This is a genomic window from Stappia stellulata DSM 5886, from assembly GCF_000423705.1.
Taxonomy (GTDB): domain Bacteria; phylum Pseudomonadota; class Alphaproteobacteria; order Rhizobiales; family Stappiaceae; genus Stappia; species Stappia stellulata.
In genome coordinates, this window is the sequence record NZ_AUIM01000011.1 from 374,996 (window position 1) to 391,629 (window position 16,634).

Sequence of the window (16,634 nt, forward strand, 5' to 3'; positions counted from 1 at the left end):
CGTTTAGCGCTCCTGCTCAGGGGACTGGGCGCTCGGTGCCAGGGTCTCGTCAAGGCTGCGCCAGATTGTGTAGAGGCACACAAGGGCGAAGAAGACCGCCCCCGTCATTGCCGCGGCATAGGCCCACCACAGCGGAAATTGCAGGATGAAGGTGGTTTCCTGATAGGCTTTCTTGTCGAGCATCCCAAGCCACAGCCGCCAGGCGATCAGGACGGCAACGGCTGTCATCAGGATGTTGGAAATCACATCGACGGCGGCGTTCAGGCGCGGTCCGAAACGGGCCAGAAAGAGGTCGACGGTCACATGACCGCGTTTCATCTGGCACCAGGGCAAAAAGGCGAAGATCGCGAAGGCCGTTCCGGCCTCGACGAGTTCGTAGTCGCCGGGAACGGGCGAAAATCCAAGCCAGTTCAACTCACGCCCGGTGATCGACACGACGGTCATCGCGGTGATGGCAACGAGCACCGCACCGCCGGCAATCGCGAACCAGCCGGCAACGGTCGTCAGCGCTTCTTCAACTGTCTGCCGCACGGTGACGCCCCTTGTTCTCGAGCTGTGCCCAATCCGCTTGCGGGCGCGGCGCCGACATAACGCCGCGCCCGCAAGATCGCTATCACTTGGCCGTGTTGCTGTCGACAAGCGCGCGCGCGGCATCAACCAGCGCCTGGCCGTCGAACCCCTTGCCGTCCATCTCCGCGATCCATTCCGCCACGATGGGGCGTGCGGCATCCTTCCAGCGTGCGGTTTCTTCCGCGCTCACCGACAGGATGGTGTTTCCGCTTTCCTCGGCCTTCTTTTCGCCGATGGCATCGACGTCATCCATCGCCCGCCCGAACATCGCCGCCGTATCCGGGCCGGAATTGGCGTCGATGATCGCCTTGAGGTCGTCGGGAAGCGCATCATAGCTGCCCTGGTTCATGGCGAAGACAAAGGTCGCGGTGTAGAGGCCGCGCGGGTCATCGAACTTCGTGTGGGTGTTCACCAGTTCGGTCATCTTGAGCGGCAGCGTGACCTCCCAGGGGATGACCGCACCGTCGATCACGCCCTTTGAAACTGCTTCCGGCACGGCTGGAACCGGCATGCCGATGGCGGTCGCGCCGAGCCTGTCCAGCAGGCGCGTGACGATGCGCGTTGGTCCGCGCAGCTTCAGGCCCTGCATGTCCTCAAGCGTGGTCACGCCATCGCCCTTCACATGCAGAAGGCCTGGACCATGCACATGCAGCGCCAGCGGTTTCACGCCGACGAATTCATCCATGGCGTTGGCTTCGACGAACTCGTGAAATGCCCGGGACGTCGCTTCGGCATTGGTGACCAGAAATGGGAGTTCGAAGGCCTCCGTGCGGGGGAAGCGGCCCGGCGTGTAGCCGAGAACGGTCCAGATGATGTCGACCACACCGTCCTTCGCCTGATCGTAAAGGGCGGGGGGCGCGCCGCCCAGCTGCATCGAGGGATAGTGCTCGACCTTGATGCGGCCGTTCGACTGGCTTTCCACCGCTTCGATCCAGGGCGTGATGGCACGCGCCGGGATCGCGGCTTGCAGCGGCAGGAACTGATGGACGCGCAGCGTCACGTCCTGTGCGGTGGCGGTTCCTGCCACAAGCCCGCAAAACATGGCTGCTGCGCCGAGAAGCCTGGCGCCTGATTTCAGAAAAGGTGTTGTCACGCAGTCCTCCCACTTCGGCACAGGGCCCGTCTGTCGAGGCGCTGTGCTGTTGTTCAAGCCTGAAGGTGGGAGATATAAAAGGTAATGTAAAATGAGAAAATAGCTGTTTTGTATAACCGTTTCGGCCGAGCCGGAGCCGAAGGCTTTGTCGGCGGAAGTGTCAGCCTTGTCAATCTGGTTTGCCAACGGCGTCGCCGCGCGCATCATGGCCCGCCTGCCGCTTTCGTTGCAATCAACCCGAACTGGATTTCCCGTGCCGCGCCAAACCCCTCGCAACATCCTGTTTGTCATGTTCGACCAGTTGCGGTTCGACTATCTGTCCTGTGCCGGGCATCCGTTCCTTGAGACACCGCATATCGATGCGCTTGCCGCCCGAGGTGTCCGCTTTACCCGCGCCTATGTCCAGTCGCCGATCTGCGGCGCGTCGCGGATGAGTTTTTACACGGGCCGCTATGTGCAGTCCCATGGCGCGGCCTGGAACAATTATCCGCTCAAGGTCGGCGAGACCACGCTTGGCGATCATCTGCGGGCGCGCGGGATGGATGCGGTGCTGATCGGCAAGACGCATATGAAGGTGGATGAGGACGGTCTCGACCGGCTCGGCATCTCGCGCGCGGGGATCATCGGGGCGCGGGTCGCCGAATGCGGGTTCGACGCGCGCGTGCGCGACGACGGATTGTGGGCGGAAGGCGCCGACGGCCCCTACGACGCGAAACCCTCGCCCTATAACGCCTATCTTCGGGAGAGGGGCTATGACGGTCGCAACCCCTGGCACGATCATGCCAATTCGGCGATTTCGGATGGCGATCCCGAGGACGCGCAGGGCGAGATCGAGACCGGCTGGCTCATGCGCAACGCTCGCAAGCCCGCGAATATCCGCGAAGAGGATGCCGAGACGCCCTGGTTGACGGATCAGGCAATTGCCTTTTTGGAAGAACGGCGCAGGACTCGCACCCTCGTGCCCTGGCTGTGTCACCTCTCCTACATCAAGCCGCATTGGCCCTACATCGTGCCGCCCCCCTATCACGCGCTCTACGGGGCGGAGCATGTCGTCCCGGCGGTTCGCACTGACGCGGAGCGCGCGCATCCGAACCCGGTCCATGCGGCCTTCATGCAGTCCCGCGTCTCGCGCAGTTTCGCGCGTGACGATGTGCGCAACGAGGTCATCCCCGCCTACATGGGGCTCATCAGGCAGTGCGACGACCAGATCGGCCGGCTGATGACCTATCTGGAGCAAAGCGGACGCCTGAAGGACACGATGGTCGTGCTCACCTCCGATCATGGCGACTATCTGGGCGATCACTGGCTGGGCGAAAAGGATCTCTTTCACGACCCGTCCGTGAAGGTGCCGATGATCGTCTACGATCCTTCTCCTGACGCTGACGCAACGCGGGGCACGACCTGCGACGCGCTGGTCGAGGCCATCGATCTTGCCGCCACCTTCGTGGATGTGGCCGGCGGCGAGTTTCCGGGTCACATACTGGAAGGCCGGTCGCTGCTGCCGTTGCTTCATGGCGAGACCCCCACCGACTGGCGTGACTTCGCCGTGAGCGAATACGACTATTCCTGCACGCCGATGGCCGACGCGCTGGGCATGGCGCCGGGGGATGCGCGGCTGTTCATGGTGGTGGATCGCGGCTTTAAGCTGATCCACGCCGAAGGCGGCATGCCGCCGATGCTGTTCGATCTGGAAAACGATCCGGACGAGCTCGTCGACCTCGGTCGCGATCCCCGCCATGCGAAAGTGGTGCACGACATGCGTGAAAAGCTGGCGACCTGGGCGCGGCGGGAAAGCCAGCGTACCACGGTGTCCGATGCGCAGATTCTCGCCCGGCGCGCCGGCGCAGGCGGGCGGACCGGTGTCCTGATCGGTGCCTACGACGAAGACGACGTCACGGCGAATGATCTTGAACCCTACACCGGGCGGGTCACTCGGACGGTACAGGGGGCATCGGACGAGCGCTGACGACCGGCCCAATATCAGGCCGGATCCGGTTTGCTGCCCGGATGGCTGCCGTCAGGCTGCCCGTGCGGCATCGGCGGCGGGGACATCGACGCTATAAACCTCGCCATCGTAGGCGCTGGCAAGGAAGGCGCCTGGACGGTCGGTCGCCGTCAGGCACGACAGGCCAGTGCCCGTCAGGCGACGCTCGAGCACCCAGCGACCGGTTTCCAGGTCGAAGACGGCGACCACGCCGCCATAGCTTCCGGTCGCGATGTAGCGTCCGTCCGTTGCCACGCACTTGATCGAATTGACATGTGGCGAACGGTGGCCGATCGCGCCGTCGCGTGACCAGATCCGCAGACACAGATCCCGGCTGATGCTCACGAAGGCGCCGGGCCCAAGTGCGGCACAGCCATTGGCGATCTTGTCGTGGCCGTCCTCCCAGATAACCTCGGTCTCGAAGTCGGAAATTCGCGTCAGAGCCGCGGAGCAGTCCGCCGCGACGGTGAACAGCCGCTCGCCGTCACTTGCGATCCCCTTGATCGCGTTGCGATGCACCGGAATCGAGGCGACATGGCGGATCTCGCCGTTTTCCGAGCGCAACACGACGACTTCGCCGGTGTAGGCGCCGACCGCCACATGTGGCATCACGTCCTTGACGAAAGCAGCAGCGCAATTCAGCGGCGAGCGATGCTGATGCAGCACGGCGCCGCTCTCCGCGTCGAAGATCCGGCCCATCTGGCCGCCCGACACGATGCGTCCGTCGAGGTCCACGAGGAAGTTGCACAGGCTCCCGGTCTCGCCGGCGACACGGCCGTCCCGTTTCAGGATGCCGGCGTCTCCGATGGTCCAGACGGACCCGCGCGCCGGCAGCACGGCGTTGATGCTGATCGAGGGCTCGATTCCCTCGATGTCCCAGCGGTCACCCGGGACATCGTAGATCGCGAAGGTCGAGCCGAAGGTGGCGAAGACGATCGTGGTGTCATCGAAGAAGGCGCAGGAGCGCGGCCACACGACGTCTGGCAAGGCGGCCGTTGTCGACAGAACGAGTTCGGCGCCTTGCAGCGACCACAGGCACATCTTGCGGTCGTAGCTCAGGCTGACCAGCCGCTTGCCTTCGGGATCATAGACGAGCCGCTTGATCCCGGCGTCATGGGCCTGGACAGTCTGGACGTCGTCGCCGTCGATGGTGAGGATCTGGCCCTCGTCATTGCCGGCGATGACGAGGCCGTCGGGTGTGATCGCCAGGGCGTCGGTCTCCACATCGTCGAAGACGACCCTGGAGATCTCCTCGCCTGTTTCCACCGACCAGCGCCGCACCGTGGCATCGTCGCTGCTGGAGATGATTTCCGTGTCTCCCGGCGCGAAACCGACGGAAATCACATCCGCCTCATGCCCCCGCATGACCGACAGGCAGGTGCCGTCGAGCGCGAAGACGCGCAATGTGCCATCGCGCGATGAGGTTGCGACCCTCGAGCCGTCGCCGGAAAAGGCGATCATCTCGATGTCGTCTTCATGGCCGTCGAAAACCGTGCGCAGGCGCATGGTCGGCACGTCGTAAAGCCGCGCCGTGTAGTCGCTGCTGGCGCTTGCCAGGAACCTGCCGTCGGGACTGAACGTGCATTGGTTGGCAAGATGATCGTGAAAGGCACGCTGGATCGCCACCCGGGACAGGCCGTCCCAGAGAATGAGCTGGTCGTCATAGCCGGCGGTGGCGACATAACGATCCTTGAGGCAGGCGATGCCGCTGATCGGGGCAAGGTGTTTCATGACGTGAGATCCTCTCCTTCCACGGCGAATGCGTGCTGGCGCAGGCGCGCCTTGGCGCGCAGGTACTTGAGATTGTGGCTGTTGGCATGGACGGCGGTTGGGATGCGCTCGGCGATGCGGATCCCCGCGCGGGCAAGCTGCGCCTGTTTGTCGGGGTTGTTCGTGATCAGCCGCACGACCGGGGCGCCAAGCGCCTTCAGCATCGCGGCGGCCTGCGAGAAGTCGCGGTCGTCCTCGGGAAGGTTCAACGCGCGGTTCGCTGCGAATGTATCGAGGCCCTGGTCCTGCAACAGATAGGCGGACAGTTTCGCATTGAGCCCGATGCCGCGGCCTTCCTGGCGCAAATAGACCAGATATCCGCCTTCCGCGCCCAGCAACTCCAGCGCTTCGCTCAACTGGTCGCCGCAGTCGCAGCGCATCGACCCGAAGACGTCGCCGGTCATGCATTCGGAATGCACCCGAACGAGAGGGGCAACGGAGGCGGTCCGGCGCGGGAAGCCGATCGCAAAATGCTCCTTCCCGTCGCTCAGGCCACCGAATGCATAAAAGGTGCCTTCGCCGCCGGCCCGGGCGATGTGGATCGGAACGGCTGTGACGATGCGCAGCCGGGCGATCGGTGGATCAGTTTGTTTGGTGTCGCACGCGTCCGTCGGGCTCACGGTTTGCGTCATGGGGCGGTCTCCTCACCGTTTTCGTCCAGCACCGCGGCATTGGCGATGTCTCGTTTGTTGAGCGCCATGGCGGCCGTCCACTCGGACGGCGTCGCGGCGCTGGGAAAAACGGTGGCAACCACGGCATCGGGACCGAGCGCGCGCGCGATGTGACGCGCGGCCAGCCAGTTGGCGCCGGCGGAGGATCCGACACGCAAACCGCAGTGTGCGTTCAACAGAGCAAGGGCTGCGAGGGAGTCCTGGAACCGCACCGTGAGCTTTTGGGCGATCCGTGTTTCCTGATCGGCGACGAATGGCTGTTTTCGTCCATTGCCAAGGCCGCCGGAGCCTGCGTATTTCGGCAATCCGTTTGGAGGCGCGGTGCTGCCGTAGGGGAGTTCCGCGGGGGTGACGGCGATCATTTGCACCCGCGGATAGACGCGCCTGAGAGCCGTGTGCACGCCCACCAGGGTTCCGCCGGTGCCGATCGATGCGACGAAGGCGTCGACGTCTGGTGCCTCCCGCCCGTCAACCCGTTGCAACTGCTTGACGAATTCCGCGCCGGTTCCCGTCTCGTGGATCCTAAGGTTCGCGCGGTTCTCGTGCTGGTTCAGGAACGACCAGTCCGGATGATGTTCGGCCGTCTGATAGGCGGCTTCCATCACCGCCCAGAAACCGAGTTTCTTGTCGACGAGGCGCACATCCGTGCCGAGGCTGCGCATATCCGCAATTGCGGCTTGCGACATGAAGGACGCCATGATGAGCGTGTTCGCCAGGCCAAGGTCCGCGCACAGTCGCGACAGCGACACGGCGAGGTTCCCGCCGCTATATTCAAGCACGCGTTCCGGGCGCGGCGTGCGGGAGAGGAGATCGCAGACCAGCGCGAAGGCGGTGCGGTCCTTTATCGATCCGGTGGGGTTGAACCATTCGCATTTGGCGAAGATGCGCGCCTCACCCGCAACACGCGGCAGCGCGACGATGGGCGTGTTGCCCAGTCGGGCGGCAAAGGCGGCAAGCGCGGGATGCCGTGCAAGCACCGCCGGATCGGGTCCGGGGACCGGGGCGGCGGGCGCCTCTGCCGGGAGGCGGGATTTCAATGCCGGCTGCGTCACGGCATGTCCTCGGCAAGGCGGAAGCCGATGGCGTAGAGCGGACGCGGATACAATCCGTGGCGTCGCCGGCACCGCGCCAGATCCCGAAATCGCGAGAACCCGCCGCCTCTTGCGACCGCGTAGCCCGCCGGCCAGACAAGCGCCAGATCGTCGGCGATCTTGGCTCCGCCCGGATAGGGCGCGTAGTGCCCGGCGACATATTCCTCGACGTTGCCGGCCATGTCGTCGAGGCCGAACGGGCTTCGTCCCATTGGATAGACACCGACCGGGACCGTGGTCATGAGGCCGGATTCCACCGTATTGGCCAGGTCGGGGTCGAAGGTCTCCCCCCAAGGAAACGTCAGCGCATCCGGACCGGCGGCGGCATGTTCCCATTCGGCTTCCTCGGGGAGCCGGAAGCCGCGCCCTGTTTGACGCGAAAGCCAGCGCGCATAGGCGGCGGCGGATGCGGCGGTGACCGTGTAGACGGGATGGTTGCCGCGTTCTGCGGGATACCGACCGAGCGGCCAGCTCGTCGGAAGCGCGTCATGACCGCTGTCCAGAAGGAAGTCGCGATACTCCCGGTTTGTCACCGGGTAGCGCGCAATGCGGTAAGGCGCCAGCGTGCGTGTATGTCGCGGGCACTCCTTCTCGATCCAGGACCGTTCGAGGAAGAGATCGCCGAAATGCGACATCACGTCGTCGACCTGATCCAGCTCGAGACCGACAGATACTGCATCGCCTGGGATATCGATCATCTCGGGCCGATGCGTTGTAATGCGCGGATCGCCGAGCTCGTTAAGGCGTGTTGCCGCTCCCAAACGATCCGGGAGGTTGCGGGACGGGTCCGCCATGACCGTCAGAAGTTCCTGCTCGCACGACGCGGAAAACCGCTCGGCCAGGCGCCGGTGGTCCGGCAGATACGCCTCGACGAAGGACTCCGGATACCCCATCGCCGCGCGGTCACTGGCCGTTGTCGGATGCGCCAGCGGCGCATTCGGCTGAAACGGGGTTGCGCTCTCGCCCGCCGGCCTTGACAGGCGTGACTGCGGTGCAGTCATGAGCGTGACCCCAGTGCCGAGGTTTCGCGGACTTCCACGAGCATTTCGCCGGTAAAGGGCTTCGACAGCGGCGCGGCAGGATTGCGCAAGTCCGTCGGGTGTTCGGCCTCCGCCGATTCTTTGTTCTCCTCTGTCGCCAGGTTGGGCAGGACGTGGCGGCTGGCTTCTATCAGGACGTCGTTGTGTCCGATCGCGCCAAGATGGGCGAGGAGGTCGTCCAGATGGGCAAAGACATCGGTCCTGGGCCGTCCTGCGCCCAGGCTATTGTGCAGCGCGCGCAGGGCGAGCGGACCGTCGTCACGTGCGGAGCGAAGCAGAAAATGCGGGGGCCAGGCTTCATTCGTTCCTTGATGCGGGGTGGCGGAAAGCACCAGGTCGTAATTTGACCGCATGGCTGTCAGGCCAGTGTCCGCATTGTCCAGCGGTGCGGCATCCAGATCGTGAAACAGAAGCGAGGCAAGGGCGCGCTGTCTGGTAACCCGGCTGAAGAAGCCGGCGAGGGTCGTCCAGGCCTGGTCTCCAAGAAGGCCGGTCTCGACGGAGATCCCGGCGGCGCGCAGTTTCTCCACCCCCCGGCCCGAAACGCGGGGATCGGGATCGAATGCCAGCGCGACGACGACGCGTTTTATGCCAGAGGCAATGATGGCATCCGTGCAGGGCGGGGACCGTCCGAGATGGGCACAGGGCTCGAGTGTGACATAGAGCGTCGCCCCGCGCGCCGCTTCGCCGGCGCGGGAAAGCGCCACCGCTTCTGCATGGGGGCGGCCGCCGGGTTGGGTGGCGCCCTCGCCGAGTATGCAGTCGCGTCTTGCGATCACACAGCCGATGGCCGGGTTGGGAGCCGTGGTCCCTCGGGCAGACGCTCCAAGCATCAGGGCCCGTTTCATCATCAGCGTATCGGTCTGGATGGTCACGCCGGTACCCTCGGTTGCAATCGAGAGAAACACCAATAAGTAGTTTTATATAGTGGCGCAACTCAAGGGTGCAGTCAAACGCATTGTCGCGCCAAACGGCATGTGTCGGCTCTTCTCCCGCGGGGCCGCAATCGCTCAGGCGAGGGCGGACCTGGCCGGCGGGTCGCAGACGATCCGGATGCGGGAGAGGGCGCTTTCCAGATTACCGCGCAAGGCGGTTTCACCCGGACCGGTGAGGATTACGAAAGCATGCCGGGAATAGGAATCCCGGGTCGGCGGCGCGACCATGCCGGTTTGAAACAGCAAACGGCTTTCCACCAGCCCGGGAATGTCGCGGATCGACCCGTCGAGCGATGCCTCTGAAACCGGCCCCCCTTCTCCACACAAATAGGCGATTGCAGCGAAGCGGTTCGCCGGCATTGATGAGGGCAGCGCCGCCGGGCGCCCGCAAAGGGCGGCGAAGCCGATTTCGATCGGGTCGATGCCGAGCGCCAGTTCCATCAAACGCCAGATCCGGTCGCCTCCCGGCCGCGCATGGGTTTCGATCAGATGCATCTGGTCGCCGTCGAGCTTGATTTCGGTGTGGCACACCCCTTCGGTGATGGAGAGGGCGTCGAGCAGCAGGAAAATGCGGTCGCGAATGTCGGCAAGCCTGGCGTCCTCTAGGCTTGCGGGAAACAGATGGCCTTCTTCCACGAAATAGGGCGGGCGTGGCGGATTGAGTTTCTCCGTCACGCCGAGAAGGTGGTGGCAGCCATTCAGCGAAACGGTTTCGACGCTGTATTCCGCGCCGCCGATGAAGCGCTCGACGATGAGCCCGTCGGCAAGCGCCTTGTCAGGGTAGGACTGAAGAATGGCGCCGGCGGTCTCGCGCGACACGAGACGCACATCGAGACTGCCCCGCCCCGCTGCGGGCTTTACGATGACCGGCTCTCCGGACGGTGTGCTGAGCCTCTCAACAGCCGCACGGGCCGACGTCCTGTCGTGCGCCGCCATCCAGCCAACGGTATCGAGCGCCCCGCCTGCAAGCGTCTTGCGCATTGCGATCTTGTTTCGCGTGAGCGCCACCGCATGCCGGCTGTTGCCCGCGATCCCAAGTGCATCGCAAATACCTGCCGTAGCCAGGCAATCGATATCCCGGACGGCGGCAACCGCCGTGAAACAGTGGGTCGGATGCAACAATCGGGCTCGTGCGATACAGGCGACTTCGTCTCGCGTATCGACCGTTTCCACGGCGCGGCAGGCCGCCTGGAGCGACGGGTCGATTTCGCTCGGAGTGCCGTGAAAGAGCACGAGGTCGTCGGCCACGCGCAAAGCCTTTTCAACGATTGCGGACCAACCGCCAACAAGCAGGAGGCATTTCCGATCATTGATGTGCGGGTTTGAAGTCATGATGCCCGCGCGCTTGTGCAATTGTCTGCAGGCGCTGTTACGCGAAAGGTGAAACGGCGCGAGACCTCTTCCAGTCGTTCCAGGGCCTGGGCCGGTGTGTCGCCGCCGACGGAAAACCGGGCGATGGAGGCGCCGCTCATGATCGGATCGACAAGGTGCTGACCGGGGCGGCAGAGGATTTCGGCATGGAGTATCCAGTGATCGTCGAAGGCGCTGAGCGGCGACACGTCCTGGAGTTGGCCGGCCCTGGGGTAGATGGCAATCCAGCCTCCGGCCGGAAAGCGGGCCTTTGCGGTGATACCGACCGGCAATCCGACCTCGAGGAGGGCGCCGCAGGCGCCGGTGTCGACGCCCCACAGGCCCGCAACGCAATCGCTGATCCCACTCCCCCCCGGGCGCCCGGCAACCTCGCCGAAATAGAGCTCTCCCCCCGGTGTCAGGAAGCATTCAAGGTGGGATACCCCCTCGCGGAAGCCGATGGCGGAAAGGGCCGTTGCATTCAACGACAGGATGCGGCGCCTGAGGTCCGGGTCGCGGACCGTCACCCCGCGTCGTGTCGCAAGGTCGCGAAAACGCAGAGGATGGCCGATATATTCAAAGCATTCAGCGAAGACAACATCTCCGTCCACCGTCACGGCTTCGACATGAAACTCCCGGTTTTCAAGGTATTGCGCGGCGATCTGATCCGTCGCCCCGCTTCCGGCAACAGCGATGCACTGTTTGAGATCATGTGGCGTGGCAACGACCTGAACGCCTGCCGATCCCATTCCGTCGCGTGGCTTGACCACGACCCGGCCATGTCGTGCAAGCAGGTCCCGGGCGGCTCCCGCGTCGGCCAGACAGACCTGTTCGGGGACGGGAATGCCGGCTGCCTGGACCATGTTTGACATGGTGAACTTGTCACGCAGCGCAAGCGCCCCATCCGGCGACCTCCCCGCGATCCCATGACGGCCACGAAATGCCGCGGCCGGCAGGATATGACGTTCCGACAACGCGATGATCCCGTCAAACGCATGATGCTGGTGGAGCCTTTCGGCGGTTGCCATCAGGGCGTCGAGTTGATGGTCGGTATCCGTGACATGAAGATCGAGCCCGGCGATATTCTTGAAGCCGGCCTCATGGACGGCTTTGGTGAGGACCGAGACGTGATGTTGCGACGGCGAGGGCTGGAACGCGCCGTTTGTGTCGGTGTAGCGGGTGACTCCGTCGCGATCCAGAATGAGAATATGTCGTCCGCTCATGAAGAATGCTCCTCGCCGGAAGGTGTGGAGGACGGTTGCGCAGTCGCGGCAACGCCTTGTGCCTCCGTGGCTGGATCCGGTTGCAATGCGCGCCGCCCGGAAAGGCGGACCGCAATCCCGGCAACGCCGATAGCGATGAAGAGAACGGCGTAGACGCCGGCCAGCCAGACGAAGGCCGACGCATGTCCGGCGTCCTGCAGCACGAAGGCCCATGCGGGAGACAGCACCACCACAACGATGCGGGTGATCAGGCTGATTGCCGAATTGATGGTCGCGCGAAACCGGTCGTCCACTGCGTCATTGACGATCACAGACCCGACGATGAGCACATAGGCGCGCAAGATCTCCATCAAGGCGATCGACACGACCGTCATCGCGATCCAGTCGAGCGCTCCGAGGAGCACGGAAATTTCGAGCAGAAGAAACGTGAAGACAGCGAAGCGCAGCGGAGCGACGGCGACCAGAAAGCGTTTCACCAGATAACTTGCGCCGGCACTCAAGAGGCCGGCGACGGCGGTGGCCGCTGCGGCGAACTCAAGCGCCGCGCCCATTTCCTGCCAAACGCCCTGATAGGTCGTGATTGCGATCATCGGCATGAACAGCGCGACGACCATGACCGACGCCGTGACGATCGCGGTCGCATTGCCTTGCGCGGCGAGATGGCGCAGCCCGTCCCGCGCCATGCGCACGCGCGAGCGTTTCGGTGTCGCGACAACCGGCGCCGGGTCGGAGGGGTGATCCGGCAGGCGATAGGAGAGAAAAACGAGAACGGCTGCGAAGGCGCCGGCGGCATTGATCCAGCCGACCATATCCAGCGACCAGGTCGCGATCAGTCCGCCAAGGAGTGTCGAGGCGAATTGGGCGAGTCCGGCAAGCACGCCCATCTGGGCAAGCGCCCGGTGGCGCGCGGCCGGATCGTCATTGCCTTTTTCCATTTCGTAGACAACGGCGATGTTGGTGCCGCTGTAGAAGCTCACGCCGACGCCGATCAGACCATAGGCGACGGCAAGCAGGGTGAACTCGGAGCTTGTCGCGATGATCAGGCAGCCCAGGAATTTTGCAAGCGCCCCGATGATCAGCGCGCGGCGGCGGCCAAAAAGATCGGACACCAGGCCCGAGGGGATCTCCATGACGACCACGGTCACCGAGACCATGTTCTTGATCAGAAAGACCTCCGCGAGGCTCAATCCGCGGTCGGCATAAAAAAAGATCAGAACGCCCTGGAGGAACGCGAGGTTCCAGATGAAATGGCCCAAAAAGAACTGGAACTGCAAACGTCCGGTCATCCCCGCGCGCCTTCTTTCGGCCGGCCTCGCGCGGCATGGCGCCGATGCGGCGTCATTCGGCGTGGACCACGAGACAATAGGGCGTTCCGTCTTCGCGCGGCACCCGCAGCGTCTGGCGCACCGTGAAGCCGTGTTTGGCGAGGAAAGGTGCCACCCAGTCGAGCGAGGCTGTCCGGGCGAAACGGCCATCGCGCATCACCTGGATGCCGTCATCCTCGATCTCACGGTTCGTCTCGAAGAGCGAAAGGATGAATTTCCCCCGGTCCGGCGTAACAAGCGCGCGGATCTTGTCGAGATAGAGGGGCTGAACATCCGGATGCTGATGATGAAAGCACCCGCTGTCGACGATTACGTCGAACGGTTCCACGAAAGAGGCGTCCATGAAGTCGCAGGCGTGGAATGCCAGTCGACCCGCCCGGCTCTCGACCAGCCCGGCCCATAGCGGGTTTTCGACCAGGTCGACCCCCAGCGCCGTGGCGCCGCGGTCCGCAAAAAAGGCCGTGAGCTCGCCTTGTCCGCAACCGATGTCCAGCATGGAGCGCGGCGCTTCCGGCCGACACAGCGCATCGTAGTAATCCTCGATCGCGCGAAGATTGCGGTAACCGCGCGTGCACACGGGCTGGTCGGCGTAGAGGTCGGTGTAGTAGCGCTGCAGCGACATCATGTAGTCTTCCGGGGTCGACCGGGCGTCGTCGTCGATCTCCGTGCTCTTCTTCATGCTGTCGGCCATCGCTATTTGATCGCCAGATAGCCGACAAAGCTGAGATAGCGCATCACGGTGAACACCGAGGAGAACCCGGCCTCGCGCAGGGCCTGTACGTTTTCCTCCGAGGTTTGCGGGTTCAAGATGCCCTTGAGGCTCTTGCTCTTCGCGATGATCTCAGCAGGGTGAAACCCCTGTTCGATCTTGAAGTCGACATAGAGACTGGAAAGGAGGTCCTGCGCCACGGGATCGGAGCCACGTACCTTCTCGAACATGATCAGCCCGCCGCCGGGAAGCAGGGAATCGTAGAGTTTGCGGATCAGTTGCGCACGCACCGCCAGCGGGGTGAACTGGATCGTGTAGTAGGACAGGAAGAGATTGGCGCGCTCGAAGGCGAACCGCAGGATGTCCGACGTGACGAATTCGATGCCGAGATGGCCGTGCTCCTCGCGCGCCTTCAATGTCATCGCCTCGACGCTGTCGATCCCGACCCAACGCACATTTTGATGCGCCGCGTGCCGCGTTGCCACCTTGGCGATCAGCTCGCCGACCGAACTGCCAAGCTCGTAACAGGCGGTTCCGTCCTGAACGAAGTAGTCGCTCAGTTCACAGGCGAGCTTGTGTCCCTCGGCATACATCGGGATCGAGCGCCGGACATGGTCCGCGAAGTGTGTGGGCGTTTGCCCGCCGAAGGACCAGCCTGCATTTGCCGCGCTGATGTTGTTGCCGACACTGGCGATAGGGGTCGTTTCGTTTGCACGCGGCTCGCTTCGGCCTGCCCCATGCCCCTTGGCACTTTCCACCTGCGCTTCCATTGCCTGCTCCTGCTTGCATCCTGTTGCGCGCATCCCAGTTGTTCCGCCCGAATACGGTGCTGCATTCGCGGGTTGGCGAATGGTGTTCCCGCCAGTGCGGAGGCGGGCGAACGCTCTTCCGCCATTGCCGTTTCCCGGGCGGAGTACAGCAAGTCGAATGACAGTGTGCTGCGTGCAAATGCAAATTAAAGTTGTAATTGCGAGGCTGTCAACTGGAAACGCCATCGGGCGTCGCGTGTGCCGCTCCAGGGGACATTGAGGCGGCGTGCTTGAAAACCGACGTCAGATTTGTCGTTGTGCGGACCCGTGCCGCACGTTTTCAGTGAGCGGCAAAGCGGGGCGAAACCGCATGCCCATCATCGCGCCCGACACGCAAAACGGGGCGGGACCACCCCGGTCCCGCCCCAACAAAAGGCATTCGACTGCACGTGCAACGGACTGAATGCGTTCAGCCGTTGGCCGGCTGTTTTGCAAATTTGCGCGCCTGTTCGATCCAGCCGTCCCGTTCGATGCGCCCCCGGAAATCGAGCTTGCTGTCGAGGGCTGCGATCTGCGCGTCCGTCAGTGCCGCAATCTGCCAATAGTGGAAGATGCCGGCGCCATTGAGCGCCGTTTGCAGTTTTGGGCCCACGCCGCTGATTTCGGTGAGATCGTCGGCCGCACCCTGCGGTTCGGCGAGGAGAACCTCGGCCAAGGGATCGCTGAGCTTGCCCGGTTTCTCCTGGACGGCAGTCGCCGGCGCGTCCGGTTTGGTGGCAACCGCGACCTCGACCGGATTTTTCGGTCGTGCGGGGGCCGTTTCGGGTCGCTTGTAGTGGGTGCGGATGAAGTCCATCACACGGGGCGCGATTTCCGAGCGGAAGCGTGATCCGTTGAACACGCCGTAGTGGCCGACGGCGGGCTGCGTGTAGTGCGCCTGCATGTCGGCGGCGAGGCCGGTGCACAGATCGTGCGCAGCCTTGGTCTGTCCGCCGCCGGTGATGTCGTCTTTCTCGCCCTCGACCGTGAGCAAGGCGGTTCGGCGGATCTTGCCGCAATCGACAAGCTCGCCGCGGTGTCGGAACTCCCCCTTGGGAAGGGCATGGGTGATGAACACCGTCTCCACCGTCTGAAGGTAGAACTCGGCGGTGAGATCCATCACCGCCAGATACTCGTCGTAAAAGTCCCGGTGCTTTTCCGCGCTATCGCCATCGCCATGGACCAGATGCTGGAAGAACTCGTGATGGGCGTTCACGTGGCGGTCGAGGTTCATGCTCATGAAGCCCGACAGCTGCAGGAAGCCCGGATAGACATCGCGCAGGAAGCCCGGCTGCGGGAAGGGCACCTTCATGATCACGTTTCGGCGGAACCAGTCGATCCCCTTGTCTTCCGCCAGATCGTTGACCGCCGTCGGATTGATGCGCGTATCGATCGGCCCGCCCATCAGCGTCATTGTCGCCGGCGACAGCGGATCTTCGTGACCCTCCATTACCGCAATGGCGGCCAGGACGGGAACGGAGGGCTGGCAGACCGCGACCACATGTGTATCGGGGCCGAGGAAGTGCAGCATCTCGATGATGTAGTCGATGTAATCGTCGAGGTCGAAACTGCCCTCGTTCACCGGCACCATGCGCGCGTCGACCCAATCGGTGATATAGACATCCGCGCGCGGCAGAAGCGTTTCCACGGTGCCGCGCAACAGCGTCGCATAGTGACCCGACATCGGCGCGACGACCAGGATCTTGGGGTCCTGACGCTGCTTCGCCCCGAGCTTCCGGTCGAAATGCAGCAGGTTGCAAAACGGCCTGCTCCAGACAATCTCTTCGCGAACCGGGACTTTCACCCCGCTGACGGTGGTCTCGTCGAGTCCGAACTCGGGCTTTCCGTAACGTCGCGTCATGCGCTCGATCAGCTCGCAACCGGCCGCGACGGAGCGGCCTAAGGGGGTATGCGTGAGCGGGTTGAGCGGGTTTTGGAAGTACAGGCGGGTCATGTCGGCCGTCGCCCGCATGGGGCTCATGGCCGCGTGATTGAATTCATACATATGATAGAATGGCACGCGATCGACCCTTCTTTGGTCCCGACCTTGCTGCATGGCCGGTCGGCACATTTATTTCGCATTGC

General features: G+C 63.7%; 15 protein-coding genes. 2 read left to right on the forward strand and 13 right to left on the reverse strand.

Going from position 1 to position 16,634, the window contains the following annotated elements; all coding sequences use genetic code 11:
- Positions 1-3 precede the first annotated feature (3 nt).
- Together G572_RS0109265 and G572_RS0109270 are read right to left on the reverse strand one after the other, a co-directional pair.
- Entirely contained in the window at positions 4-531 is a 528-nt protein-coding gene (locus tag G572_RS0109265; RefSeq protein WP_037546296.1) for a TRAP transporter small permease, read from the reverse strand.
- Positions 532-613: 82 nt separating this feature from the next.
- The gene (locus G572_RS0109270) at positions 614-1,663 is read right to left on the reverse strand and encodes a TRAP transporter substrate-binding protein (RefSeq protein WP_342664764.1); all 1,050 of its coding nucleotides are present in this window, start codon (positions 1,661-1,663) and stop codon (positions 614-616) included.
- 253 nt (positions 1,664-1,916) lie between these two features.
- Between G572_RS0109270 and G572_RS23270 the strand changes: the two genes are divergently transcribed.
- Positions 1,917-3,629: a sulfatase-like hydrolase/transferase gene (locus tag G572_RS23270; protein ID WP_281168759.1), complete on the forward strand. Its 1,713-nt coding sequence runs from the start codon at positions 1,917-1,919 to the stop codon at positions 3,627-3,629.
- 51 nt (positions 3,630-3,680) lie between these two features.
- On the opposite strand, the gene G572_RS0109280 is transcribed toward G572_RS23270, so the two are convergent.
- The 6 genes from G572_RS0109280 to G572_RS26430 form a co-directional block, all read right to left on the reverse strand.
- Entirely contained in the window at positions 3,681-5,378 is a 1,698-nt protein-coding gene (locus tag G572_RS0109280) for a WD40 repeat domain-containing protein (RefSeq protein ID WP_029058227.1), read from the reverse strand.
- Positions 5,375-6,049, reverse strand: coding sequence for a GTP cyclohydrolase II (locus tag G572_RS0109285; protein ID WP_084649975.1), 675 nt, complete (start codon positions 6,047-6,049; stop codon positions 5,375-5,377). Before G572_RS0109285 ends, G572_RS0109280 begins: the two co-directional genes overlap by 4 nt.
- Positions 6,046-7,140, reverse strand: a complete 1,095-nt coding sequence (locus G572_RS0109290) for a pyridoxal-phosphate dependent enzyme (protein ID WP_051242065.1) — start codon at positions 7,138-7,140, stop codon at positions 6,046-6,048. The genes G572_RS0109285 and G572_RS0109290 overlap by 4 nt, the downstream gene beginning before the upstream one ends.
- Positions 7,137-8,180, reverse strand: a complete 1,044-nt coding sequence (locus G572_RS0109295; protein WP_208979071.1) for a formylglycine-generating enzyme family protein — start codon at positions 8,178-8,180, stop codon at positions 7,137-7,139. Before G572_RS0109295 ends, G572_RS0109290 begins: the two co-directional genes overlap by 4 nt.
- On the reverse strand, positions 8,177-9,094 hold the full coding sequence (gene ribD, locus G572_RS25430) for a bifunctional diaminohydroxyphosphoribosylaminopyrimidine deaminase/5-amino-6-(5-phosphoribosylamino)uracil reductase RibD (RefSeq protein WP_425423425.1): 918 nt from the start codon (positions 9,092-9,094) through the stop codon (positions 8,177-8,179). The genes G572_RS0109295 and ribD overlap by 4 nt, the downstream gene beginning before the upstream one ends.
- A gap of 135 nt (positions 9,095-9,229) precedes the next feature.
- A complete protein-coding gene (locus tag G572_RS26430; RefSeq protein ID WP_169391301.1) occupies positions 9,230-10,135 on the reverse strand; it encodes an ATP-grasp domain-containing protein in 906 nt (301 codons plus the stop codon).
- A gap of 30 nt (positions 10,136-10,165) precedes the next feature.
- Between G572_RS26430 and G572_RS26435 the strand changes: the two genes are divergently transcribed.
- Positions 10,166-10,480: a hypothetical protein gene (locus G572_RS26435; protein WP_169391302.1), complete on the forward strand. Its 315-nt coding sequence runs from the start codon at positions 10,166-10,168 to the stop codon at positions 10,478-10,480.
- 2 nt (positions 10,481-10,482) lie between these two features.
- On the opposite strand, the gene G572_RS0109310 is transcribed toward G572_RS26435, so the two are convergent.
- The 5 genes from G572_RS0109310 to phaZ all read right to left on the reverse strand — a co-directional run bounded on the left by G572_RS0109310 (position 10,483) and on the right by phaZ (position 16,530).
- Positions 10,483-11,727 carry an ATP-grasp domain-containing protein gene (locus G572_RS0109310; protein WP_029058232.1) on the reverse strand — a complete coding sequence of 415 codons (1,245 nt, stop codon included), beginning with the start codon at positions 11,725-11,727 and terminating at the stop codon, positions 10,483-10,485.
- Positions 11,724-13,013 carry an MFS transporter gene (locus G572_RS0109315; RefSeq protein WP_029058233.1) on the reverse strand — a complete coding sequence of 430 codons (1,290 nt, stop codon included), beginning with the start codon at positions 13,011-13,013 and terminating at the stop codon, positions 11,724-11,726. Before G572_RS0109315 ends, G572_RS0109310 begins: the two co-directional genes overlap by 4 nt.
- A gap of 52 nt (positions 13,014-13,065) precedes the next feature.
- The gene (locus G572_RS25435; RefSeq protein ID WP_169391303.1) at positions 13,066-13,731 is read right to left on the reverse strand and encodes an SAM-dependent methyltransferase; all 666 of its coding nucleotides are present in this window, start codon (positions 13,729-13,731) and stop codon (positions 13,066-13,068) included.
- A 14-nt stretch (positions 13,732-13,745) separates the two neighbouring features.
- Positions 13,746-14,564, reverse strand: a complete 819-nt coding sequence (locus G572_RS0109325) for a methyltransferase domain-containing protein (protein ID WP_051242070.1) — start codon at positions 14,562-14,564, stop codon at positions 13,746-13,748.
- A gap of 415 nt (positions 14,565-14,979) precedes the next feature.
- Entirely contained in the window at positions 14,980-16,530 is a 1,551-nt protein-coding gene (gene phaZ / locus G572_RS0109335) for a polyhydroxyalkanoate depolymerase (RefSeq protein ID WP_425423429.1), read from the reverse strand.
- Positions 16,531-16,634: the final 104 nt, after the last annotated feature.